Origin of the sequence: Butyricicoccus intestinisimiae, from assembly GCF_018918345.1 — a bacterium.
In the GTDB taxonomy this organism is placed as follows: domain Bacteria; phylum Bacillota; class Clostridia; order Oscillospirales; family Butyricicoccaceae; genus Butyricicoccus_A; species Butyricicoccus_A intestinisimiae.
In genome coordinates this window covers 62091-85377 of record NZ_JAHLQI010000004.1, presented here as the reverse complement: position 1 = coordinate 85377, position 23287 = coordinate 62091, and the positions used below count along the sequence as shown (strand labels likewise).

The 23287-nt window shown below is 52.2% G+C and carries 27 protein-coding genes; 13 read left to right on the top strand and 14 right to left on the bottom strand.

What is annotated here, in order from left to right; translation table 11 throughout:
* The first annotated feature begins 69 nt into the window (after window positions 1-69).
* Window positions 70-555 carry an NUDIX hydrolase gene (locus tag KQI75_RS08650; RefSeq protein WP_216470392.1) on the top strand — a complete coding sequence of 162 codons (486 nt, stop codon included), beginning with the start codon at window positions 70-72 and terminating at the stop codon, window positions 553-555.
* On the opposite strand, the gene KQI75_RS08645 is transcribed toward KQI75_RS08650, so the two are convergent.
* Complete coding sequence (locus KQI75_RS08645; RefSeq protein ID WP_216470390.1) at window positions 482-1021, bottom strand: hypothetical protein; 540 nt, start codon at window positions 1019-1021, stop codon at window positions 482-484. The two genes, KQI75_RS08650 and KQI75_RS08645, sit on opposite strands and share 74 nt — an antisense overlap.
* 87 nt (window positions 1022-1108) lie before the next feature.
* On the opposite strand from KQI75_RS08645, the gene KQI75_RS08640 reads away from it, so the two are divergent.
* Window positions 1109-1603, top strand: a complete 495-nt coding sequence (locus tag KQI75_RS08640; protein ID WP_216470388.1) for a phosphatase PAP2 family protein — start codon at window positions 1109-1111, stop codon at window positions 1601-1603.
* Window positions 1604-1734: 131 nt separating this feature from the next.
* Window positions 1735-2493 carry a type I 3-dehydroquinate dehydratase gene (gene aroD, locus KQI75_RS08635; protein ID WP_216470387.1) on the top strand — a complete coding sequence of 253 codons (759 nt, stop codon included), beginning with the start codon at window positions 1735-1737 and terminating at the stop codon, window positions 2491-2493.
* Window positions 2494-2550: 57 nt separating this feature from the next.
* Here the strand turns inward: aroD and KQI75_RS08630 are convergent, their stop codons facing one another.
* Entirely contained in the window at window positions 2551-3519 is a 969-nt protein-coding gene (locus KQI75_RS08630; RefSeq protein ID WP_216470385.1) for a hypothetical protein, read from the bottom strand.
* A 268-nt stretch (window positions 3520-3787) separates the two neighbouring features.
* On the opposite strand from KQI75_RS08630, the gene queD reads away from it, so the two are divergent.
* The 6 genes from queD (at window position 3788) to KQI75_RS08600 (ending at window position 7402) form a co-directional block, all read left to right on the top strand.
* Window positions 3788-4219, top strand: a complete 432-nt coding sequence (gene queD / locus KQI75_RS08625; protein ID WP_216470383.1) for a 6-carboxytetrahydropterin synthase QueD — start codon at window positions 3788-3790, stop codon at window positions 4217-4219.
* Entirely contained in the window at window positions 4216-4884 is a 669-nt protein-coding gene (gene queE / locus KQI75_RS08620) for a putative 7-carboxy-7-deazaguanine synthase QueE (RefSeq protein WP_216470381.1), read from the top strand. The genes queD and queE overlap by 4 nt, the downstream gene beginning before the upstream one ends.
* 24 nt (window positions 4885-4908) lie before the next feature.
* Window positions 4909-5490, top strand: coding sequence for a GTP cyclohydrolase I FolE (gene folE, locus KQI75_RS08615; RefSeq protein ID WP_216470379.1), 582 nt, complete (start codon window positions 4909-4911; stop codon window positions 5488-5490).
* A 10-nt stretch (window positions 5491-5500) separates the two neighbouring features.
* Window positions 5501-6187: a 7-cyano-7-deazaguanine synthase QueC gene (gene queC / locus KQI75_RS08610; protein WP_216470378.1), complete on the top strand. Its 687-nt coding sequence runs from the start codon at window positions 5501-5503 to the stop codon at window positions 6185-6187.
* 3 nt (window positions 6188-6190) lie between these two features.
* Window positions 6191-6688, top strand: a complete 498-nt coding sequence (queF, locus tag KQI75_RS08605; RefSeq protein ID WP_216470377.1) for a preQ(1) synthase — start codon at window positions 6191-6193, stop codon at window positions 6686-6688.
* A gap of 132 nt (window positions 6689-6820) precedes the next feature.
* Window positions 6821-7402 (top strand): HEAT repeat domain-containing protein, encoded by a 582-nt coding sequence (locus KQI75_RS08600; protein ID WP_216470376.1) that lies wholly within the window; start codon window positions 6821-6823, stop codon window positions 7400-7402.
* A 45-nt stretch (window positions 7403-7447) separates the two neighbouring features.
* On the opposite strand, the gene KQI75_RS08595 is transcribed toward KQI75_RS08600, so the two are convergent.
* The 6 genes from KQI75_RS08595 to KQI75_RS08570 all read right to left on the bottom strand — a co-directional run bounded on the left by KQI75_RS08595 (window position 7448) and on the right by KQI75_RS08570 (window position 13507).
* On the bottom strand, window positions 7448-8071 hold the full coding sequence (locus KQI75_RS08595; protein ID WP_216470374.1) for a peptidase C39: 624 nt from the start codon (window positions 8069-8071) through the stop codon (window positions 7448-7450).
* Window positions 8072-8077: 6 nt separating this feature from the next.
* On the bottom strand, window positions 8078-9202 hold the full coding sequence (locus KQI75_RS08590; protein WP_216470371.1) for a M20/M25/M40 family metallo-hydrolase: 1125 nt from the start codon (window positions 9200-9202) through the stop codon (window positions 8078-8080).
* Window positions 9203-9223: 21 nt separating this feature from the next.
* Complete coding sequence (gene hydE / locus KQI75_RS08585; RefSeq protein WP_216470369.1) at window positions 9224-10255, bottom strand: [FeFe] hydrogenase H-cluster radical SAM maturase HydE; 1032 nt, start codon at window positions 10253-10255, stop codon at window positions 9224-9226.
* A gap of 126 nt (window positions 10256-10381) precedes the next feature.
* Window positions 10382-11311 carry a cysteine synthase A gene (gene cysK / locus KQI75_RS08580; protein ID WP_216470365.1) on the bottom strand — a complete coding sequence of 310 codons (930 nt, stop codon included), beginning with the start codon at window positions 11309-11311 and terminating at the stop codon, window positions 10382-10384.
* 90 nt (window positions 11312-11401) lie between these two features.
* The gene (locus tag KQI75_RS08575) at window positions 11402-12697 is read right to left on the bottom strand and encodes an O-acetylhomoserine aminocarboxypropyltransferase/cysteine synthase family protein (protein WP_216470363.1); all 1296 of its coding nucleotides are present in this window, start codon (window positions 12695-12697) and stop codon (window positions 11402-11404) included.
* A 285-nt stretch (window positions 12698-12982) separates the two neighbouring features.
* Window positions 12983-13507, bottom strand: coding sequence for an NUDIX hydrolase (locus KQI75_RS08570; protein ID WP_216470361.1), 525 nt, complete (start codon window positions 13505-13507; stop codon window positions 12983-12985).
* A gap of 136 nt (window positions 13508-13643) precedes the next feature.
* On the opposite strand from KQI75_RS08570, the gene KQI75_RS08565 reads away from it, so the two are divergent.
* On the top strand, window positions 13644-14558 hold the full coding sequence (locus KQI75_RS08565) for an alpha/beta hydrolase (RefSeq protein WP_216470359.1): 915 nt from the start codon (window positions 13644-13646) through the stop codon (window positions 14556-14558).
* Between the two features lie 60 nt (window positions 14559-14618).
* Here KQI75_RS08565 and KQI75_RS08560 read toward each other — a convergent pair whose 3' ends face one another.
* The 5 genes from KQI75_RS08560 to KQI75_RS08540 form a co-directional block, all read right to left on the bottom strand.
* Window positions 14619-16913 (bottom strand): hydratase, encoded by a 2295-nt coding sequence (locus tag KQI75_RS08560; protein WP_216470357.1) that lies wholly within the window; start codon window positions 16911-16913, stop codon window positions 14619-14621.
* Window positions 16914-17176: 263 nt separating this feature from the next.
* Window positions 17177-17557 carry a thioesterase family protein gene (locus tag KQI75_RS08555; RefSeq protein ID WP_216470355.1) on the bottom strand — a complete coding sequence of 127 codons (381 nt, stop codon included), beginning with the start codon at window positions 17555-17557 and terminating at the stop codon, window positions 17177-17179.
* A 90-nt stretch (window positions 17558-17647) separates the two neighbouring features.
* Entirely contained in the window at window positions 17648-18064 is a 417-nt protein-coding gene (locus tag KQI75_RS08550) for a YjdF family protein (RefSeq protein ID WP_216470354.1), read from the bottom strand.
* Between the two features lie 239 nt (window positions 18065-18303).
* Window positions 18304-18648: a P-II family nitrogen regulator gene (locus KQI75_RS08545; RefSeq protein WP_216470353.1), complete on the bottom strand. Its 345-nt coding sequence runs from the start codon at window positions 18646-18648 to the stop codon at window positions 18304-18306.
* 22 nt (window positions 18649-18670) lie between these two features.
* Window positions 18671-19912: an ammonium transporter gene (locus tag KQI75_RS08540; protein WP_246566534.1), complete on the bottom strand. Its 1242-nt coding sequence runs from the start codon at window positions 19910-19912 to the stop codon at window positions 18671-18673.
* Between the two features lie 282 nt (window positions 19913-20194).
* Between KQI75_RS08540 and KQI75_RS08535 the strand changes: the two genes are divergently transcribed.
* Together KQI75_RS08535 and KQI75_RS08530 are read left to right on the top strand one after the other, a co-directional pair.
* Window positions 20195-20914, top strand: a complete 720-nt coding sequence (locus KQI75_RS08535; RefSeq protein WP_216470352.1) for a YoaK family protein — start codon at window positions 20195-20197, stop codon at window positions 20912-20914.
* A gap of 131 nt (window positions 20915-21045) precedes the next feature.
* Entirely contained in the window at window positions 21046-22104 is a 1059-nt protein-coding gene (locus tag KQI75_RS08530; RefSeq protein WP_216470350.1) for a LacI family DNA-binding transcriptional regulator, read from the top strand.
* 49 nt (window positions 22105-22153) lie between these two features.
* On the opposite strand, the gene KQI75_RS08525 is transcribed toward KQI75_RS08530, so the two are convergent.
* A complete protein-coding gene (locus tag KQI75_RS08525; RefSeq protein WP_216470348.1) occupies window positions 22154-22705 on the bottom strand; it encodes a nitroreductase family protein in 552 nt (183 codons plus the stop codon).
* Between the two features lie 146 nt (window positions 22706-22851).
* On the opposite strand from KQI75_RS08525, the gene KQI75_RS08520 reads away from it, so the two are divergent.
* Window positions 22852-23286, top strand: coding sequence for a ribonuclease Z (locus tag KQI75_RS08520; RefSeq protein WP_216470346.1), 435 nt, complete (start codon window positions 22852-22854; stop codon window positions 23284-23286).
* Window position 23287: the final 1 nt, after the last annotated feature.

The following is a 23287-nucleotide window of genomic DNA, read 5'->3' as shown; positions in this document are numbered from 1 at the left end:
TATGCAGAAATTCATTGCGTTTTTCCTCCGAATCTTTTACAATAACAGACAGAAAGTCAGGTGATTTTGATGCGCAATACAACGCTGATTTATATTCAGAAAAATGACAATTATTTGATGCTGCACCGCACGAAAAAGAAAAATGACCAGAGCCATGACAAATGGCTTGGCATCGGCGGCAAATTTGAAGACAAAGAGAGTCCGGAGGACTGCGTTGTGCGCGAGACCAAGGAGGAAACCGGTCTGACCTTGACGCACTACAAATACCGCGGCATTGTGACCTTTGTTTCCGACATCTGGGAGACCGAGTACATGCATTTGTTCACGGCGGACGGCTTCACCGGCAATCTTATCGAATGCGACGAGGGCGATCTGGAATGGATTCCGCGCGAACAGCTGCTCTCTCTGCCCGCATGGGAAGGCGACAAAATTTTTCTAAATCTGCTGTTTGACGAAACGCAGCCGTTTTTCTCCCTCAAGTTCATCTATGAGGGCGATACGCTGACCTTTGCGTCCAAGGACGGCGTGCCGCTGCCCTTGGCATCCTCGCATTGAGCGGGGCAAATGGTTCAACAACTGCCTCCGGCTTGTTCGTGCGCTCGATGGTCTGTGCGTTCGGCGCACCGGCCTGTGAGGTAAAGATGCGCGCCGTGCCCTCACTGCCGTACAAAATCGTTCGCTTGTCAAAATATGCCAGACCGCAAATGTCCTGCATGCGGCCGCAGCCCGCACTGATTTCCGCGAATACCTTGTAGTAATAGCGGACATCCACATGGAAAAAACCGCGGTTAAAGTCCACCGGCTGTACGTCAATGTCTACCCACAGCAGCTCTGCGCGGCGCGGCTTGACACTGGACGAGCGTTCCAACAGCTCCTGCGACTGCCGCGTCAGATAAACTCGCAAATCGCGGATGCATTCCTTGGAGCGGCAGGCGTCATAGACTTTTCTAGTATGCGTGCAGACCGCCTCACGGATGGGCTTTTCTCCGCAGATTGGGCCGGGTGTTACGCGTTCACTCATATGTTTTCCCTCCATCTCAGATGTTCTGTTGCATTCTATGCCGCAGATGCAAAAAGGTGATTTCGTTTGACCAAAGGAGTGTTTTTTATGACTGCTCAGGATTATGAAGTCTGGACGCGCCCGCTGCGCAGGCATCCGAGCCTGACCAAGGCGCTGCTGTGTATCAACAAGGTGCTGACGCTGCTCGTCTACCTTACATATCCGCTGCTGCTGCTCACGCTGCTGCTGCAAAAGGACGCGAGACTGGCAACCGTTTTTCTGACGCCCGCCATTTCGTTTGTGCTGGTGTCTGTCTTTCGTGACCGCGTCAATATGCCGCGCCCCTATGAACAGCTGGACATCCGGCCCCTCATCCACAAAGACACGCGCGGCCACTCGTTTCCAAGCCGGCATGTGTTTTCTTCCGCCGTTATCTCCTGCGCCTTTTTGTACACGGTTCCCTGCCTCGGCGCAATCGGCTTGCTCATCACGGTATGGCTTGCCGTCATGCGGGTGCTGGGCGGCGTGCATTTTCCGCGCGATGTCATCGCGGGCTTTTGCATCGGCCTGCTGTCCGGTTGGGTCGGTTTTGTTCTTCTGTAATATCTGTCTGTTCTTTTTTGCGCACGCCGCAATTTTTTACACAGAATGCATAGTATTTTTTGCGAAAATATGATAAACTTGAAAAAGCAAGAGTTCCACCACTTGGTTAGAAATAGAAAGAGGAAGATAGCATGAGCAATGTTTGTGTAAAGAACTGCTGCATCGGCAGCGGCATTCCGAAAATTTGTGTTCCAATCGTTGCCACCAACCTGCGCGAGATTTTCTCTCAGGCACGCGGCATGCAGCGCAAAAATTTCGATTTGATTGAATGGCGTATTGACCGCTTTGCGGATTTCCATGACATCAACATGGTTCGCCGCGCCTCCCGCATCCTGCACGGCATTCTGGACGACCAGCCGTTTATTTTGACCTTCCGTACCATCGGTGAGGGCGGCAAGCAGCCGATTGAACCGGAATACTACGTTGAGCTGTACCGCACCGCCATCGAGGAGCATCTGGTCGACATGATTGATGTCGAGCTGTTCATCGGTGACGAGATTGTCAAGGAGCTGACGGATCTGGCACACAGCCACGGCATGCCGGTCATTATCTCCAACCACGATTTTGACCGCACCCCGCCGCATGAAGAGCTGATCGCCCGCATGAAGCATGCGGAGAGTGTCGGCGCGGATATTTTAAAAATCGCCGTCATGCCAAAGGACAAGCACGATGTCTTGGAGCTGCTGTACGCCACGGAGCAGATGTCGCGCGAGAGCGACTGCCCGCTCATCACCATGTCCATGGGTCAGAGCGGCATCATCAGCCGTCTGAGCGGCGAAATTTTCGGCAGCGCTGTGACCTTCGGTACGATTGGCGCAGCTTCTGCACCGGGACAGATTGATCTGGATTCCCTGCGCATGGTTCTCCAGCTGCTGCACAAGCACATTTGATACAAAGACATAAAAAAGCCCTGATTCGATGATTTTCAGTCGAATCAGGGCTTTTGCTTACTTGTCCAAATAAATCGTTCTGTCCGGATATGTCCGGTCGGCGCTCGGTGTATCTTCGGTATACTTCTGTGTGCAGGCACTGTCTGTGTACGCGGTATAGCCGCTCGGTGCCTGTACCAAAACCGGAATGCCGTTCGGAACAGAAATCGTCTGCTTTCCGGCATCGGATACCAGCGTGATGGTGCGGGACCATGCCGGCACAACCAGACTTTCTTCAATGAAGTCCGCCGGTTTTACAACACCGTCACTGTTGTACGTCATGCTGCGCGACATGGTGCAGGTTTTTTCCTCTCCATTGGCGCTCTGCATGGTATAGGTGCGGAAAATATCCAAAATGCGCAGAGATTTTTTCTCCACATCGTATTCCTGTGTGGTGTACGTATACGTTCTGCCGTTGTCGCCCGTGCCGGACAGCGCGGAAATGTCCGTCACAATATGATAGGTCTCGCCGCAGTCCTGCATCGAGGTGACGCGCTCTTTGCTGTTATACGAACCAAATCCGTATTTCTCAAACAGCTGCTCGGCATAGGACGCGCTGTTTTCCTGTTTTTCTGCCGCGTTTGCCTGTATGACGAGTGCTTGTTCCTTGATGCTGCCGTCTGTATTGGCTTCTGCATAGGTGTAAAAATCCTGTCCGTCGTGCTGGAAATAGTATTTGAACAGCATTCCCGTCTCTGTCTTGCGGTAGCGGCAAATGGTTCCCAGCACGTCATCATAATACAGCGTCAGCAGCGCATTGGATTCTTTTTTCTCCTTGCCAACGCGCATACACGTACTGAACGACGGCTGAATGTCATCCGCCTGATAGGCCTCCAGCGTATTCGCGGCATAAATCTGTTCCAGCGTCGGCTTTTCGGACTCCTGTCCGCTGCCTGTGCCGTCCTCTGTCGATGCTGTACCGCAGCCTGCCGCTGCCAAAGTCATGCATCCGGCGAGCAGGACAGCTGAAATTCGTTTCAAAAGCATGTGCGATAATCTCCAATATTTTGCTCGAAATTCCCGCAGTTTTTGCAGGTCTTTGTCTATACTATCACATTTTCCGCCGCGATTCAAGGAAACGTGCAAGATTCAATTGACAGCCGCGCGGGCAAGGTGTATCATATACTCAATATGAAACTCAGACAGTTCGTTTGCACCATCCTGTCTTTAAATAAAACCAGGGCTGATGAATCATTTTTTTGTGTATTCTGCAGCAGGCTGGCATGCCTGCTGTTTTTTCTTGAAAGGAAGTTTTATGTATTATTTAAGAGCGGAGGCAAGTTTTGACGCCGCGCATTTTCTCGCACACTATCAGGGCAAGTGCAGCAATATCCACGGCCATCACTGGATAGTACAAATTCGCATCAGTGGCAGCGCACTGCAAACAACCACGCAGGAACGCGGCATGCTGGTCGATTTTTCTCAGCTGAAATCCGATCTCAAGCGCATTGCCGATGAGCTGGATCACACCCTTATTTATGAGACCGGCACCCTGCGTGAGGCAACGCGCAGCACCTTGGCGGAGGACGGCTTTGCGATGACGGAAGTGCCGTTCCGTCCGACAGCCGAACATTTTGCAGAATATTTCTATCAGCGCATGACCGCCTGCGGCTACACAGTCGCAGAGGCCACGGTATATGAAACGCCGAACAACTGCGCGTCGTACACCGGAGAGGAGCAGGCATGACAACCTTTCATGTAGCAGAGACCTTTACCAGCATCAATGGCGAGGGCACCCATGCCGGACAGTTGGCTGTTTTTGTCCGGTTTTGCGGCTGTAATTTGAACTGTTCGTTTTGCGACACCACTTGGGCGAACGAGCCGGATGTGCCGTATGTCTGTCAGACCACAGAGGAAATCTGTGCATCCGTCGATGCCGCTGGCGTACACAACGTCACACTGACCGGCGGAGAACCGCTGCTGCGCGGCGGCATGACAGAACTGCTCACGGCGCTCTCGCAAAAAGAAAACCGATATATCGAAATCGAAACCAACGGCAGCGTGGATTTGACACCGTTTGTCGGCATCTCCCCGTCTATCGCCTTCACGATGGATTACAAGCTGCCCGGCAGCGGCATGGAAGCGCACATGCGCACGGAAAATTTCGCACTGCTCCGCGCACAGGACACCGTGAAGTTTGTCGCCGGCAGTCAGGAGGATTTGCAGCGCGCATTGGAGGTTATTCGAACCTATGATCTGACACACCGCTGTCACGTATACCTCAGTCCGGTTTTCGGTTCCATTGAACCGGCTGAAATCGTAGATTTTATGCAGGCGCACACGCTCAACGATGTCACCTTGCAGCTGCAGATGCACAAATTTATCTGGGACCCAAATAAACGCGGCGTATAACCCGCAGAACAGGACGAAAAAATTATGGCTATTGATACCAAAGCAATCAAAGAACACATCCGCGGTATCCTGATCGCGCTGGGGGATGATCCAGACCGCGAGGGCTTAAAAGATACGCCGGATCGCGTTGCCCGCATGTACAACGAAGTATTTGAAGGCATGAACTACACCAACGAACAAATCGCGCAGATGTTCGGCAAGACCTTTGAGGACGAAATGGATTTTGAGAGCGACTCCAAAGACGTCGTTGTCGTCAAAGACATTCAGCTGTTCAGCTATTGCGAGCATCACATTGCGCTGATGTACGACATGACCGCCACCGTCGCTTATGTGCCAAACGGCAAGGTCATCGGCCTGAGCAAAATTGCCCGCATCGCGGACATGGTGAGCAAGCGCCTGCAGCTGCAGGAGCGCATCGGCTCGGACATCGCACAGATTATGCAGATGGTCACGGACTCCGAAGATGTCGGCGTGCTGATTCAGGGCTGCCACAGCTGCATGACCGCGCGCGGCATTCGCCAGACCAACGCAAAAACCACCACGACTACCCTGCGCGGCAGATTCCGCACCGATGCCGATTTGCAGCAGCGGTTATATCAGGCATAAGGAGAACAGCATGAGAGCACTTGTTTTATCCAGCGGCGGCGTGGACAGCACAACCTGTCTGGGTCTCGCCATTGAGAAATACGGAAAAGAAAATGTCACCGCCCTGTCCATCACCTATGGTCAGAAGCATGACAAGGAAATTGAGGCGGCGGAGGCAGTCGCTCGTTATTATGGTGTCGAGCTGATTACACTGGATCTCGCCAAGATTTTCCAGTACGACACCAAATGCACGCTGTTACAGGGCTGTGCCGAGGAGATTCCGGAGGAATCCTATGCCGACCAGCTCAAGAAAACCGACGGCAAGCCGGTTTCTACCTATGTACCGTTCCGCAATGGTCTGTTTCTTTCCTCTGCTGCCAGCATTGCGCTGTCCAAGGACTGCTCTGTGATTTACTACGGCGCGCACAGCGATGACGCGGCTGGCAACGCCTATCCGGATTGCAGCGACGCCTTCAACGAGGCAATGAAGTCTGCGATTGAGCTGGGCAGCGGCAATCAGCTGACCATCGAAGCTCCGTTTGTCAACTGGACAAAGAAGGATGTTGTGCGCGAGGGCCTGCGCCTGCACGTACCGTATGAGCTGACATGGAGCTGTTACGAAGGCGGCGACAAGCCGTGCGGCAAGTGCGGCACCTGTCTGGACCGCGCAGCGGCATTCGCCGCAAACGGCGTAAAAGACCCTGCATTGGAGGATTGACACATGGAAGGAAGAACTACAGAAGAAAAGCAGGGCATTACCCTGCTCGGAAACCAGCACACGCAGTACAAGGATGACTACGCACCGGAAGTGCTGGAGACCTTTGTGAACAAGCATCCGGACAACGATTATTTTGTCAAATTCAATTGTCCGGAGTTTACCAGTCTGTGCCCGATTACCGGCCAGCCGGATTTCGCCACCATCACCATCTCATATGTACCGGACGTCCGCATGGTTGAGAGCAAATCGCTCAAGCTGTATCTGTTCAGCTTCCGCAACCACGGCGATTTCCATGAGGACTGCGTGAACATCATCATGAAGGATCTCATCAAGCTCATGGGGCCGAAGTACATCGAGGTCTGGGGCAAGTTCACGCCGCGCGGCGGCATCTCGATTGACCCGTACTGCAACTACGGCAAGCCGGGCACCCGCTGGGAGGAAGTCGCTTGGAACCGCATGGCAAACCACGACCTGTATCCGGAGAAGATTGATAATCGGTAAGATTTTTATATGAAGCATTCCAGGCAGGATATATGATGAAAAAAATGTCTTTTCAAGAGAAATGGGTTCTTTTGACCAAATACGAGAACAAGCCTGCGTTAACAAAAAAAGAACATCAAGAGCATTTGTGTATTGGCAAATGACAAAGATGCTCTTATTCGAGGTAGGTGCGCAGGGCTTCTTGTACATGCTTCTGTGTCAAAAGCAAAGCGTGTTTTGCTCACTCTGGCATGTGACAAAGATGCACTTGTCCGCACAGAAGCGTATGATTCCCTCTCTGCGTTCCCATCAAAGCATGTGCAGAAGGTTTTGAAACAAGCCATTGTTCATGAACCGAATGCGCTCGCCCGTTCCTATGCCATACTGTCATGGGCTGATATCACACAAGCTCTGGGTGTACATAAAAAGCAGAAAAAGTTCTTAAAACAGCTCAAAAAGCTGCCAAAAATCAAGAAATCCGAACACTGTATGCTGAGTTTTTACTATGCAAAGTATGTGCTCTGGCATAAAAAATCTCTCAAAAAGCTGCTTGCTTTTCTCAACAGCTCGGATTATCAAATCTGCTGTTGTGCGGTCAATTTGTTATGGGATATTATGTCACCGGAAAACAGACAATCCATAAAGCAGGCGCTGGAACAGCTGCTTCAGCGGGAAGTCTGCGCTTCTGTCAGCGAAAATGCAGCGGAACTGCTGCAATACATAAAAACAGCATAAACCACAAAATCCCCAACTGACATCAGCTGGGGATTTTGCTATATCTTAGATAAAATACTCAATTGTCTTTTCTTCGGTCAGGCGGGTGTTCTGGTTGAACAGCAGGATGGCTTCTCTGCCTTCTTTGGGGCCAAGGGCATACAAGCCGTCTTTCTGTTTGGCGTTGAGCCGGTCAATGGTCACGATGCGATTGCGCTTAAACGGTTCGGAATCAATCAGTGCGATATCTTCTTGAATAAACGGACGCTTGCGGAAATACGGGTCAAACATCGAAACCTGTTCGCCCTCCTGTTCCGTCAGCAGGACATAGTGATCGCCGCCGTAATTTAAGCGGACAATTACCGCGCCATGACAGCGCAGCGTCTGTGTCAATTCGCTATCTCCGCCCAAATATACCGCATCTTGGCTCAGGTACTTGCATGCAACAGGAAACTGACAGGCTTTTCCGAACTGTGTCAGCCAATTGGACAAAAACATCATCGCCATGCGCGAGGTACCGCTTCTGCCGGTCTCTCCCTTGGCATTGTAAGCATCCAAGCTGTACAGCATAATGTGCTGGACAATCTCCGGCAGCAGCTGTTCGCGCGTGAACAAAAAGCTCATCGCATTCATCATGGTGGTCGGGCCGCAGTCGTATTCGGAAATCTGATAATGCATTGGTGTTTTCATGTGCGTTTACTCCTCCGAACACATCAAATCGACGGTGATGGCGGCAATTTTTTTCAGCTCATCTACATGGCTGTATTCGCTGCACGAATGGCAATTGTTCATTGCCGTTGCCAGCACGATGCCCGTCAATCCGTGCTCAGACAACGGATTGTTGTCGCTGCCGCCCATCGTGCTGCACAGATTGCTGGGTATGCCATGTTTGGCACAAACGCGCTGAAACCGCTGCACAACCAGATGCTGCTCCGGTGTCTTGTAGGCGTGAATATGTACCGTGTGTTCCGCCTCGACGTCTGCGCCCAAGCTGCGCGCTTCTTCTTCAAATACGTGCTTGGTTTCCTCCCACGTGCGCATCGCCTGTTCGTGGTCAAAGCTGCGAATTTCACCCGTGACAACACAGCGCTCCGGCACAATGTTGGTCTGTGTGCCGCCGTGAATCGTGCCGATGTTGCGGGTGGTGTTTTCGTCCAGCCAGCCGTTTTGTAATCTGCGTGCCGCCGATGCCGCTACACAAATGGCATGAATGCCCTGCTCCGGATGAAATCCGGCGTGGCTCGCCTTGCCTTGCACCGCAATGCGGAACGAGAGCAGCGTCGGCGCCTGCACCGCTGCGCCGCCGACCGCACCGGTTAAATCCAGCACATACGCCTCTTTCGCCCGAATTTTTGAAAAATCAAACACACTCGCGCCAATACAGTAGGTCTCCTCTGCCGCAGAAAATAAAATCTCAATGGCGCGGTGCGGCAAATGATTTTCCTGCATGACAGTCAGCGCTTCCAAAATCGCCGCCAGCGCCGCGCAGTCATCCGCGCCCAATACCGTGCTGCCGTCCGAAGTGATAGTTCCATCGGCATGAACAATTGCTTTTTTGCCCTTGGACGGTTCTACCGTGTCCATATGGCCGGAAAACAACAGCGGCGGCAGCTGCTCCATGCCTTGGGTCGCCGGAAGATAGGCATAGAGATTGCCTGCCGTTCCGTGTATGCGCTGCGCGGCGTCGTCCTCCTGTACCCGCAGCCCCAAAGCTGTCAAATGCTCTGTTAAAAAATCACAAATCTCTCGTTCTCCATACGACGGACTGTCGAACGAAACCATCCGACAAAAGGTCTGCACCAGCCGCTCTGTTTGTACCATGCCAATTGTCCCTCCTTCTATTTATCTGCGCACATCGCCGCGGTCGCTGACAATTTGATACCCGACGGAACGCACGCGCCCTTCTTGGCAAAGTCGGCACTTTGCCGCTTCTTCATCCATGCAAATTTTGTTGTCGTACAGGTCATAATGCTTCCGTGCATCTGTCGGTGTCAAATTCGGCATCATGACATTCGCACCGGCTTTCAAGCCCAATTCGCGCCCGATGGGGCTGATGGTGCCCAGCGCCGTTGTCGCCGGAAGCAGCACATACGGAAACAACAGCCGCAGAATCGACAGCATGCGCAGCGTCAATTCCAGTGTTCCCGGCTGTTTGTCCGCAAACGGCGTCTCATGATGCGGAATAAATGGACCAATACCAATCATATCCGGCTGTAATTCCTGTAAAAAGCGCAAATCTGCAACCAATTCTTTGGGCGTCTGCCACGGAGAGCCGACCATAAAGCCCGCACCGACCTGATAGCCGATTTCTTTGAGGTCAAACAGGCAGCGCTTGCGGTTTGCAAGGCTCATTTCTTTTGGATGCAGTCTGCGATAATGGGCATCACTCGCGGTCTCATGGCGCAGCAAATACCGATCCGCTCCCGCTTCAAAATACGCCTGATAGCTGGCACGAGACTGTTCTCCGATGGAGAGCGTGACGGCACAATCGGGATGCGCCGTCTTGATTTTATCAACCATAGAACAAACCCATGCGTCCGTATTGCGCGGGTCTTCGCCGCCCTGCAAAACAAACGTGCGGAATCCCATCCGGTACCCGTTTTCACAGCTGTGTAAAATCTGCTCCTGCGTCAGCCGGTACCGCTGTGCCTGCGCATTGCTCTTGCGAATGCCGCAATAATAGCAGTCATTTTGACAGACGTTGGTGAACTCAATGAGTCCGCGCAAAAAAACATCGGTTCCGTAGTGCTCCCGCCGGACAGCGTCCGCCGCCGCAAACAAATCTTTGTCATCGCTCTCGCGTGTAATCAGCGCAGTCAGTTCTTCGTCAGAGAGATCGCGCTGTGTCCGAAGTGTCTCAATTAGCTGCTCCATGTGTCATCCTCTCGCATTTCTTATCATTACGCAGTAGTTATTATAGCACAAACAATGTCTCAAGAAAAGAAGGGCAGAATGGCGGTTTTCCGCACATTCTGCCCTTGCAATTTTGTATGAACAAACTTAGTCTGCAAACAGTGCCGTAGACAGGTATCTCTCACCGGTATCCGGCAGCAGTGCTACGATGGTCTTGCCTGCATTTTCCGGCCGCTTTGCCAGCTCAGCGGCAGCATAAACAGCTGCGCCGGAGGAAATACCAACCAGAATGCCCTCGCGGCGAGCAATCTCGCGGCCTACTGCAAAAGCAGCCTCATTCGGTACCGGAAATACTTCGTCATATACCTTGGTGTCCAGCGTATCCGGAACAAATCCCGCGCCGATGCCCTGAATCTTATGCGGACCAGCCTTGCCCTCCGACAGGACCGGAGAGGTAGCTGGCTCGACAGCAACGACCTTGACATTCGGATTCTGTGCCTTCAGGTACTCGCCGGTGCCGGAAACGGTGCCGCCGGTGCCAACGCCAGCAACAAAGATATCAACCTTGCCCTCGGTCTGCTCCCAGATTTCCGGACCGGTGGTGTCATAATGCACCTTCGGGTTGGCAGGATTGACGAACTGACCCAAAATCACTGCGTTCTCGATGGACTTTTCCAGTTCCTCCGCCTTTGCAATCGCGCCCTTCATGCCGGCGGAACCGGATGTCAGAACAACTTCTGCGCCATAAGCAGCAACCAGCTTGCGGCGCTCAATGGACATGGTTTCCGGCATGGTCAGGATGACATGGTAGCCCTTCGCGGAACCAACGGCAGCCAAGCCAATGCCTGTGTTGCCGGAGGTCGGCTCGATGATGGTTGCACCCGGCTTCAAAACGCCCTTTGCCTCTGCGTCCGCGATCATTGCGTTTGCAACACGATCCTTGACGCTTCCTGCCGGATTGAAGTACTCCAGCTTTGCAACGATTTTTGCGTTCAGGTTGTTTGCTTTTTCAAAATTTACCAGTTCCAGCAGCGGCGTATTGCCGATCAGTTCTGTAATGCTCTGCTTGATAGCCATAATAAAAATGCCTCTTTTCATTTTTTCCTGAGCTGTCGGGGCGGCTAGGTCCCGACAGCCGATATATCATATGGTACGATGATTTCTAATTTATGCGTCAGCCTTGACAGCTTCGAATGCCTGATCCAGATCCCAGATGATATCATCTGCGTGCTCGGTGCCGATGGACAGGCGGATGGTGTTCGGATGGATGCCCTGCTCCTCCAGCTCCTCTGCCGTGCACTGGCTGTGCGTGGTGGTAGCCGGATGGATAACCAGAGACTTTACGTCTGCAACATTTGCCAGAATGGAGAAAATCTGCAGAGAATCAATGAACTTCTTTGCTTCCTTTTCGCCGCCCTTGATGTTGAAGGTGAAAATGGAGCCTGCACCGTTCGGGAAATACTTGTTGTACAGATCCTGATACTTCGGGTTCAGGGATGCATGGTTGATAGACTCAACCAGCGGCTGCTTCTGGAGGTATTCCAGAACCTTCTTGGTGTTCTCTACGTGACGTTCTACGCGCAGAGACAGGGTTTCCAGACCCTGCAGCAGCAGGAATGCGTTGAACGGAGAGATGGTAGCGCCGGTATCGCGCAGCAGAATGGCGCGAATCTTGGTGGTGAACGCTGCCGGTCCGCAGGCATCTACAAAGCTGATGCCGTGATAGGACGGGTCCGGATCTACCAGATCTGCAAATCTGCCGGAAGCCTTCCAGTCAAACTTGCCGCTCTCTACGATGACGCCGCCCAGCGTGGTGCCGTGACCGCCGATAAACTTGGTAGCGGAATGAACCACGATGTCTGCACCGTACTCAAACGGGCGAAGCAGATACGGAGTCGCGAACGTAGAGTCAATAACAACTGGAACGCCCTGTGCATGTGCGATGTCTGCAACCGCCTGAATGTCGATCAGGTTACAATTCGGATTGCCCAGCGTCTCAAAGAACACAGCCTTGGTGTTTTCATCAATGGCATTCTTGAAGTTCTCAATGTTATCCGGATCTACGAACTTGGTGGTCACGCCGTCCTTCGGCAGAGTGTGCTCCAGATAGTTGTAGGTGCCGCCGTAAATGGTCTTGGCAGCTACGATGTTGTCGCCCTGATGTGCCAGCGTCTTAAACGTGTAGGTCAGAGCTGCTGCGCCGGAAGCAACTGCCAGTGCAGAAGAACCGCCCTCCAGTGCTGCGATACGCTTTTCAAAGACGTCCTCCGTCGGGTTGGTCAGACGGCCGTAAATGTTGCCGGCGTCAGCCAGACCGAAGCGGGCAGCTGCGTGGTCGCTGTTGTGGAACACATAAGAAGTGGTCTGATAAATCGGCACAGCGCGTGCATCGGTTGTCGGGTCAGCCTGCTCCTGACCAACGTGTAACTGCAGGGTTTCAAAGTGGAATTTCTTGTCGCTCATTGTATATTCTCCTTATTCTATAGACGATGTTGTATAACTTGTGCTGGTATTCTTTCTGTGTGTCAAAAAAATCTTCAACAGCAGCACATTCGTCCGTAGAAGGTATATTCTTTCGTAATGAAGATACGATGGTTCATGTCGCTTCTCCTTTTCCCATAAAACCTACTGTGTAAGTAGGCTTTTCGTTTAACTGAATATAGAATAGCATGTTTGCCATCCGGTGTCAAGTGCTTTTTCCCAAATTCCTATAAATTTTATATGATTTAAATTTCCGTCCGCAAGCCCTCAATATCCCGCGCGCCGAAAACTGCCGTATTGTTCGTGGGTGTCAAACAAATACGCAATCCAGCCGGGATAATACGGGATAAAGGTATCATTCTCAATCATGTGCAGCACCTGCTCCCGATTCGCCCAGCGAACCGCCTGTACTTCTTCCGTCTGCAGCGTCAGCCGAGAAAGGTTTACTTCCCGATTGAGAATATAGACATCCGTGAAGCCCTCGGCAAACGTTGAGCACACATGCGGGCGCACGCCGGTGAAATTCACTGACAAGCCCAGTTCCTCCCGCAGTTCGCGCTGCGCCGCCTGCTGGCTGGTTTCGCCCGCCTGCACGCTGCCGCCAGCGGACACGTCCCAACGATTCGGCCAGCCGAGCTTATGCGCCTGCCGCTGCTGAATGAGCATCTGTCCTTTTGTATTGAACACAATAACCTGCGCCACCAGATAATAGCCGCCCTCCGGCTTGGTGCCGCGCACAAAGGTGCGTCCGGTCGGCATGCGGTTGCTATCATATATATCCAGAATTTCCATACTTCTCGTTCCTTTTCCATAGCTTATGTTTATTTTACCGATAATTCTTCCATTTTTCAAGCGAATCTTTTCTTTGACAACGCATCCTCCGCATATTATCATAGATAACGAACAAAAAAGAAGGAAGTCTGTATTTATGAAAACCGTCATTCACCCGCATATTCAACGCAGTACGCTTACCCTGCTTGATAATATTACATACTCTCACGCCAAACAGCCGGACGGCTCTGTGCTGGATTTGAAGTTATCCATTCTGCTGCACCACGGCAATCAGGAGCTGCGTTTGGCTTCGGGTTTGACAACGGATGTTCCGCCCGAACCGCTGCCCGCCATCATCTGGGTGCCCGGCGGCGCGTGGCGCGGGACGGACAAAAACCAAAGCATTGCGGAGATGCAGTTTCTCGCGGAGCGCGGCTTTGCACTGGTCTCTATGTACTACCGCAGCAGCGCACAGGCGCACTATCCGGCACAGCTGATTGATGTAAAGACAGCTGTGCGATTCCTTCGCGCACATGCCGAGCAGTATCACATTGACCCGCATCGCATCGGCATGATTGGCCGCTCCGCAGGCGGTTATCTCGCCTCGATGGCTGCCATGAACAACGATTTGGGAGAATCCGACGAATGGAGCGGCTATTCTTCGGACATTCAGGCGTGCTGCGATTTGTTCGGGCCGGTCGATTTGTCTCAGCTGCTGCAAAAGACAACCGCAGAGGTCAACAGCGGCCGCAGCCGCTGGAACAGCATCAAAAAAAGCCACGAGGGCGCGCTGCTCGGCGGCTCGGAGGAGACCTTGCCCAAGCGAGCATATGAGGCAAGCCCCATTCATTATATCAACGATGCGATGTGTCCCATCGCCATTTTCCACGGAGATCAGGATCCGATTGTTCCGCTCAAAATCAGCGAGGATTTTTATGACGCCATGGTATCTGCGGGTCTGGAAAATCGGGCGGAATTTTATGAAGTCACCGGCGCCGGACACGGTACCCGCGAGTTCTTTCAGGACAGCACCAAACAGCTGATTGCCGATTTCTTCACCCGACAATTATAATCTGATACAAAAGCAGAGGGCCTTCCCGACGGGAAAGCCCTCTGTTTATTTTCGTGACAATTACTTGTCCTTGTTGCGGTTGCGATTGTAATTAATCAGGCAGCCTGCCTTGACAATTTTCTTCTCGTCCTCCGTCATATCTGCGATATACAGAGAAATTTCCTTGACGGTGTCGCCGAGCACATATGCCTTGATGTCGTTCATGTCGCCATCCAGTGCAGCCTTTGCGTTCGGGATGTAGATGTAATCGCCGATTTCAAAGTTCGGCTCATCCTTCATCTGGAACGGGAGCATGCCCCAGTTCATGACGTTCGAGCGATACCGCTTGGTTGCGTACTCGCGGCAGATGTTTGCCAGACCGCCGATGACGCGCTGGCAGGAAGCAGCCTGCTCACGTGCGGAGCCGTCACCCGGCTTGACACAGTAAATCATGCTGCCGATTTCGGTTTCTGCCGGTACCATAGACGGGTCGATTTCCTTGATCTGCGCATAGATCTTAGACAGCTCCGGCTCCAGCTCTACCGGATCCTTGCCCGCAACGCGCGCCTTCTCCAGCTTATCCACAACCTTGGATCTGCCGACATATTCCGGATCGCGGCGGGACAGTGTAAATTCTGCCAGACCCAACGGGTTGGAACGGTACGAGGATGTCTCGCCGGACGGAATCAGCTCATCGGTCGTGGTGACATCATCCATAATCTTGGTGCACACTTTGAGCAGAATGTTGTCAGCAAGCGGGCTCATCTCCGGCCAGTCCTTGATGTTCGGGCCGTATACTAGCTCTGCGCCGTCTACCGGTGCATTGTAGCCCTGATATACGCGCGCGCGGTAGGAAGAATCATCGTACTCGTATTCCGGTACAACGTAATCATCCGCAAAATCGGTTGCCGGTGTCAGCACGCCGCCATTTGCCGCGGAAGCCGCAATCGAACGTGCGTCCATCAGAGCGACAGCTGCCAGCTGACCATTGCCCGGCTTGGAGCCTTCGCGGTTCGGGAAGTTTCTGGTCGTGTGGCGGATACTCAGTGCGTTGTTCGCCGGCGTATCGCCTGCGCCGAAGCACGGGCCGCAGAACGCGGTCTTGATGACAGCGCCCGCCGTCAGCAGCTGCGTAAACGCGCCCTTCTTAACCAGATCCATGTAAACCGGAATCGAGGACGGGTAAACGGACAGCGTAAATTCATCCTGACCCAGATGCGCATTGCGCAGAATATGTGCTGCCTCCATGATATTGGAATAGGTACCGCCTGCACAGCCAGCGATGATGCCCTGCTGTACCTGCAGCTTGCCGTCAACAATCTTATCTGTCAGGCTGAAGCCGAGCTGCGGATTGTCTGCAATCAGCTGTTCGGTCTTTTCTACCTCGCGCAGGATGTCGCCGAGATTTGCATTCAGCTCGTCAATCTCATAGGTATGCGACGGATGGAACGGCAGCGCGATCATCGGCTTGACGGTGCTCAGGTCAACATAAACCATGCCGTCGTAATATGCGACATCTGCCGGATTCAGTTCCTTGTATGCGTCCGGTCTGCCGTGCATGGTGAGGAACTGCTTGGTGTCCTCATCGGTACGCCAGATGGAAGAAAGACATGTGGTCTCGGTGGTCATAACATCCACGCCGTTTCGGTAATCGGTGTGCATCGATGCAACGCCCGGGCCGACGAACTCCATGACCTTGTTCTTGACATATCCGTTTTTAAATACTGCGCCGATGATTGCCAGTGCAATATCCTGCGGGCCGACACCCGGCTGCGGCTTGCCGTCCAAATAAATGGCAACAACTCCCGGATACGCGATGTCATAGGTATCGCACAGCAGCTGCTTTACCAGCTCGCCGCCGCCCTCGCCGACTGCCATCGTGCCTAGTGCGCCATAGCGGGTATGGGAGTCAGAGCCGAGAATCATGCGGCCGCAGCCTGCCATGGTCTCACGCATATACTGGTGAATGACTGCCATGTGCGGCGGAACATAGATGCCGCCGTACTTCTTTGCAGCGGACAGTCCGAATACATGGTCATCCTCATTGATGGTGCCGCCGACAGCACACAGGGAGTTGTGACAGTTGGTCAGCACGTACGGAATCGGGAAGCGCTCCATACCGGAAGCCTTCGCTGTCTGCACAATGCCGACAAAGGTGATGTCATGGGATGTCATGGCATCGAACTTGATGCGCAGCTTATCCATGTTATCGGATACGTTGTGTGCCGAAAGAATGGAATACGCGATGGTACCCTTCTTGGCTTCTGCCTTGTTTGCTGCCTGACCGGTCAGTTCCTGCACTTTGGCTGCATCTTTTTCTTCGACAATCTTGTTGCCGCCGACCAGATATACGCCGCCGTCATATAATTTGACCATTTTTGTAGCTCCTTTCGCTGCCTGTTTTTCCCTCGCGCATGGTTGTGCGCGAAAAATTTTTTGATGCATTCCGCTGCCATCCTGCCTCTATGATAAAAAAAGCATGTTTTGAATGTTTGCAGCTTCTCTCATGCATATCATTATAATCTATTCTGCCGCATTGTTCAATCATTCTCTTGCGGAATTCTCTCAAGGAAACGAAAAAAAATGGTGCAATTTTGCTAAAAATCGCACCATTTTCACGAATCAGACCGCCGCAAGCCTTACAACTTGCTCTGTGCCTTGTTCAAAAACTTCTCGTTTGCGATGATGAATCGCTCATGAATTCCTTCACCGATGCAGCCGCCCTTGTCGAAAGCCTTCACTTCAAACACCAAACGCTTGCGGTCTACTTCGATGAGCTTGGTCTCACAGGTCACTTCCATGCCGACCGGAGATGCCGCCAGATGCTTGACATTCATCAGCGTTCCGACCGTGCCCTGTCCTTCCTCCAGCTCGCCGGCAACGCTGGTATATGCCGTGTTTTCCATCAGCGCAATCATGCTCGGCGTTGCGTATACCGGCAGCTCGCCGCTGCCCATTGCCTTCGCCGTCATTGCCTCTGTAACCGTAATCGTCTGCTTGCCGCAAATTCCAACTTCCATGTTATGTACCTTCGCTTTCTGTCTCTAGTTAGGTGGGAACAATTTCCCGTTTCAGTATACCGCATGAGAATCAGCGATGCAATAAAAAACTCATCTGCCGCGGTGTTTTTCTCGTTTCTTCTGCTGACGCAGCTGAAACATCCGCTCCGCTTCCGCTTGCTGCTGCTCTCGCTGTTTGACTTTTCGTTCCTGTTTATTTTCTTCCTGCCGCAACTTCAACGCCTGCTGGGATTTTGTCCCAATTCCAATATTCTGTACTTGTTTTTTTGCTTCACGCTGAAGTCGCTTCGGATTCTTCTTTCTTTCCACCGTACTTGCTGTCACAGCCGGACTAAACTGCAAATTTTCATAGTATTTTAACAGAAACGCATATACCTCATAATCTTTCGGTTCTGCGCCGAAGGTTACTTTCGCCGCGGATAGTTTGCCGTCTTCTATCCGTTCAAAAACACCTACCCAGAATGGTTTCTCAAAATACACGGTTAATTTGCCGCTCACTTTGCTCATGACAATCCCTCCTACACGATTGCTGAGCAAAGAACGGACAACCCGGAGGGGCAGGTTACTTACCACAGATGTTCTGTGACGGCCGGGCTACCTACCGGCTCTAGCATACAAAACTGTATACATTGCGTTTTTATCTTTGCTGTTATGATAATATATATGTATATTTTCAGTATACCGCATGTTTCAACCGGATGCAACCAAAAAATCCTTCCCGCGCGCGGCGGGAAGGACTTTGCGATTCAATTCAATGCTTCCAGACCGATTTCGCGGGTGCGGATACGCACGGCGTTGTCCAGATCATAGCTAAAGATCTTGCCGTCACCGATTTCACCGGTGTATGCCGCATTGCAAATGGCATCAATCGTGATGCGCGCCCACTCCTCGTCAGAAACGACAATTTCAAACTTAATCTTCGGAATCAGGTTGACCTGCACAGCGTGACCGCGGACGTTTTTGGTGCCGCCCTTCTGCGCACCGCAGCCCATGACCTGATACAGCGTGATGCCGTGTACATTGATCATGGACAGGGCATCCTTGACGTCCTCCAGCTTTTCCGGCCGGACAATGGCTTCAATCTTAATCATATAACAGTTTCCTCCCAAACAATCAGTCCAAACCGGTGAAGGTCGGATATGCACGCTCGCCATGCATCGCTTCATCCATGCCGATGCGCTCTGCGTGTTCATCGACACGCAGCGGAACAATCAGCTTGACAATGCCCGCGCAAACCAGCGTGCCGACAATCGCAATCGCAATGGTGACAACAATGCTGAGAACCTGTGCGACAAACAGATGATAGTCGCCAAAAACCAAGCCATCCCACTGTGTAACCGGATTGATGGAGCTTTTTGCAAACAGACCCGTCGCAATACCGCCCCAGATGCCACCGACGCCGTGGCAGCCGAACGCATCCAGAGCATCATCATAGCCAAACTTTGCCTTGATAACCGAAACGGCAAAATAGCAAATCGGGCTGACCAAACCGCCGATGATAAACGCCGCCCACAGCGGTACAAAGCCTGCGCCCGGCGTGATGGCAACCAGTCCCAGCACACCGCCTGTGCACGCACCGACCAACGACGGCTTGCCGTCTCGAATCATATCAATGAGCATCCATGTCAGCATTGCCATTGCCGCAGAGGTGTTTGTGGTCAGGAACGCATGCGCTGCCAGACCATTCGCCTCCAGTGCACTGCCGGCATTGAAGCCAAACCAGCCAAACCACAGCAGCGATGCGCCGAGCACAACAAACGGAATATTGTGCGGCAGGAAATTGCCCTGCTCGCTGCCCAGACGCTTGCCGAGAATCAGGGACAGCACCAAGCCGGAAACACCGGAGCTGATGTGCACAACATTGCCGCCCGCAAAGTCAACCGAACCGATTGCCGCCAAGAAGCCGCTCTCGCCCCATACCATGTGCGCCAGCGGATAATACACGACCAGTGACCACAGAATAATGAACAAAAACAGGGCTTTGAAATTCATTCTGCCGACGACCGAGCCGGTGAGCAGTGCCGGTGTGATAATCGCAAACATCATTTGGAACGCAACGAAAACCAATCCCGGTATCTGATCCGAATACGCGCCCGGTTCCCATCCCACGCCGTTTAGAAACGCGTTCTGGAAGGTGCCGATGACGCCTCCAACATTTCCGCCGAACGACAGAGAATATCCGATTGCCACCCAGAGAACTGATGCAAGACCCATGATGAAAATTGAGGACATCATGGTATTGACCACGTTCTTTCTGCGGCACAGGCCGCCGTAAAAGAACGCCAGACCCGGTGTCATAAAAAAGACATATGACGAGCAAATCATCATAAATCCCGTGCTGCCAGTGTCTATCATTTGTTTCCACTCCTATCATACTACATTTTGCGAACTGCGTAAATAAAAAATAGGCGCCAGTGACCTTTTTGGATCACTGACGCCTTCGTCTTGTTTAGAATACCACGCCTTGCCAGAAAATGCAAGTACTATTTTTGAATTATTCATTTTTTTCAAAATCCCCTGCGCAATAATTCACAGAAGAACCGACAAAATCTCCAAATAGATGGGATGTTTTGTCCATTTACATTCTTTTCTTCTCGTCTTATAATGAAGACAAATCAATCCAAAGGAGTGTGTTCTATGATTGACCGTGAAGATCTCACTTGCTGGATTCATCATTCTATGGCAATTACAGGCGGATATTTGGGCGTGTACGCATTGCTGTGCCGCGATGATTTCTTCGGCAACGCCTTGACATCCAATATGATTTATATCGTCACCAGCTTGTTCGGACAAAATCTCATGGATGTACTCATTCGCATTGCCGCCGTCTTATTATATGTGGCCGGCTGTGCGTCAACCATTGTTTTGTCCAAGAAATACCACAAAAAGCTGTACCCGTATTCTTTGGCAGTAACCGGACTTGCAATTATCATTCTTGGCTTTCTCCCCGAGCACATGAATGCGGTTGTCGGTCTATATCCTATCTTTTTTGCAATGGCATTCCTGTGGAACTCTTTCCCTGGTGCGTACGGCTATAATGCCTCCTGCATCTTTTCCACCAACAACTGCCGGCAAATCGCCAATGCCCTGACGGAGTATTCCATTACCCACGAAAAAAAGCTGCTCAAAAAGGCTTGGTTTTTTTTCGGCACGGTTCTCTGTTTCCATCTGGGCGTTGCTTTTTCTTGGCTGACTCACTATTTTATCGGCATTCGCAGCGTTTGGCTGTGTGCCATTCCGCTTGCTGTCTCCGCGGTTCTGATTTTTTGGGAGGCACAGCTGGAAAAACAGCCGGAACCATCTGTTTGTAAAAAAATACCTGCTGCTATGTGCGTACAGGTAGCGAAAAAACATTGACCGAACTCTCTCCCCCGCTTCGGTCTCCGTATGAATCAAAGGCACTGTCGAACTGGTATGAGTCATCCGGAACGACAGTGCCTGCTTTTCTCACATGATTTCCTATTGTAATGCAAAGGAGGCAGTACGCTATGGCTGTCACGCTAAAAATGTTATCCGAGCAAACCGGCTTTTCCCCAGCCACGATTTCCCGCGTCCTCAACAACGATCCGTCTATGACGGTCGGAGAGGATACACGGCGCATTATTTTTGATGCCGCGCACCGGCTCGGCTATTCTGGCAGCTCCGGTCGCCGCAATCAGCGCACCTTAACAGATACCCTGTTTATCGGCATCGCAGAAATGCTCTCTCCCGCCGAGCAGATGACCGATCCGTACTTTTTATACCTCAAAAATTTTATTGAACAGACGTGTTATGAACACAAGCTGCAAACCGTTCCGCTGCGTCTCGTCGATGGCGAATGTCAAATGCTGTCCGCCTCCGGTGTGGACGGCGTCATTGCCATCGGCTATTTTACCGACAAACAGATTCAATCTCTGTGCAGCATCAGCAGCAATATTACGTTTTTGGATTCTTCCCCCAACGAACTGCTGTATGATTCCGTTGTTCCGAATTTCGAGCTGGGCATGAAACAAGCGCTGGACTATCTGCGTTCTCTCGGCCACACACGCATCGGATATCTCGGACCCAAGCGCCTGCTGGACGAGACACAGCGCGTTGTTTTAGAGCCGCGCCGCCGCTATTACGAGCATTATATGCGCGAAGCCGGTCTGTTTGAGCCGAATTTCGTTTTGGAAACACCGCTGCGCGACCAAGCACTCGTGGAAAACGAACTGTCTCTGCGTCTGCGCTCGCTGGACAGCGGCAGCCGGCCGACTGCGCTGGTCGCCGTGAACGAGGAAACGGCAATCGGCACCATCCATGCGCTGCGCAGTTTGCAGCTCAAAATTCCGGAAGATGTCAGCGTTGTCAGCTTCAACAACACCGTGATGTCCTCCGTTGTAGAACCGGCACTGACCAGCATCAGCCCGCATCTCGACTACATGGCGGCAACCGCTGTGCAGCTCGTGCGCCAGCGCGCTGCCACGCCCACACATCAGCCGGAACGGCATTTTCCGCAAAAGGTTGTCATTCCGCCGTCTCTTGTCGTGCGCAGCAGCACCATGCCATATGAAAAATCTACAGATTGAGAAAAAAGCGGACAGCTGAAATTCAGCTGCCCGCTTGCTTTTTGTATGGTTACCACTGATTAAAGCTGCAAACTTCTTCCAGCGGCTTGCGAACCTTCTTGCGCGGTTCCTTGCTTTCTGCGCTGTATCCAACAGCCAGCACCATGCGAACCGTATGTCCTTCCGGAATGCCGAAGAATTCTTCCATCTTGCTCTGATCGCTCATGCCCAGCACACAAGTAGCCAAGCCGAGATCATCCGCTTCGTACATCATGTTCATAGCTGCCATGCCGATATCACCCTGTGCAAAGCGCTGCGAATCACCATAGTAATCCAAAACTGCCGGCATGACATTGGCATGCTGCTCGACCAGTGCGATAAATGCCGGTACGGAATCTCTCCACGGGCATCCGGTTGCGCCGCCCTCTACAACGAGTGCTTCGCACATTTTCTTTTTTGCCTCCGGCTCATCAATGACGAGGAATTTCCACGGCTGTGCATTGCAGCCGCTCGGTGCCAATCTGCCCGCCTCGACCATCTTAGTCAGCAGCTCGCGGGAAACCGGCTTGTCCTGATACGAACGGCAGCTCTCGCGCTGATATACCATATCCATAAAACTCATACTTCCAGCCTCCTATGTTGGTTTTTCGCTTTCAGTATAGCATCAGCCAGCCGCAACGTCAACGTGGTTCTCCTGCATGAAATGCAGCGGCATTTTGCTTTTTCCCTCAAAATATGGTACGATGTTGCGAGAAAGGAGGCTGCAGGATGATTGTAATCTGTGTCATGGATGACCACGGCGGCATGCTGTTCAACCATCGGCGGCAAAGTCAGGACTGTATCTTGCGCGCGCGTATTTTACAGCGCACCAAGGGAAAAAAGCTGTGGATGAACGCCTATTCCTATGAGCAATTTGCCGCCGAATCCGCGCCGCACATCGTGGTTTCTCAGCAATTTCTGTACGAAGCTGCCGCAGGAGACTACTGCTTTGTGGAGACCTGCTGCCTGAAGGCGGTCGAATCGCGCATCGAAGCGATGATTGTATACCGCTGGAATCGCAGCTATCCGACAGATTTCCGGCTGGATCTCGCGCTGGCGCCGCCGCATTGGGTACAGACGCACACCGCAGAGTTTGCGGGAAATTCTCACCCGTGCATCACAGAGGAGATTTATTTTCCTGCAGCTCACGGAGAGGAGACATAAT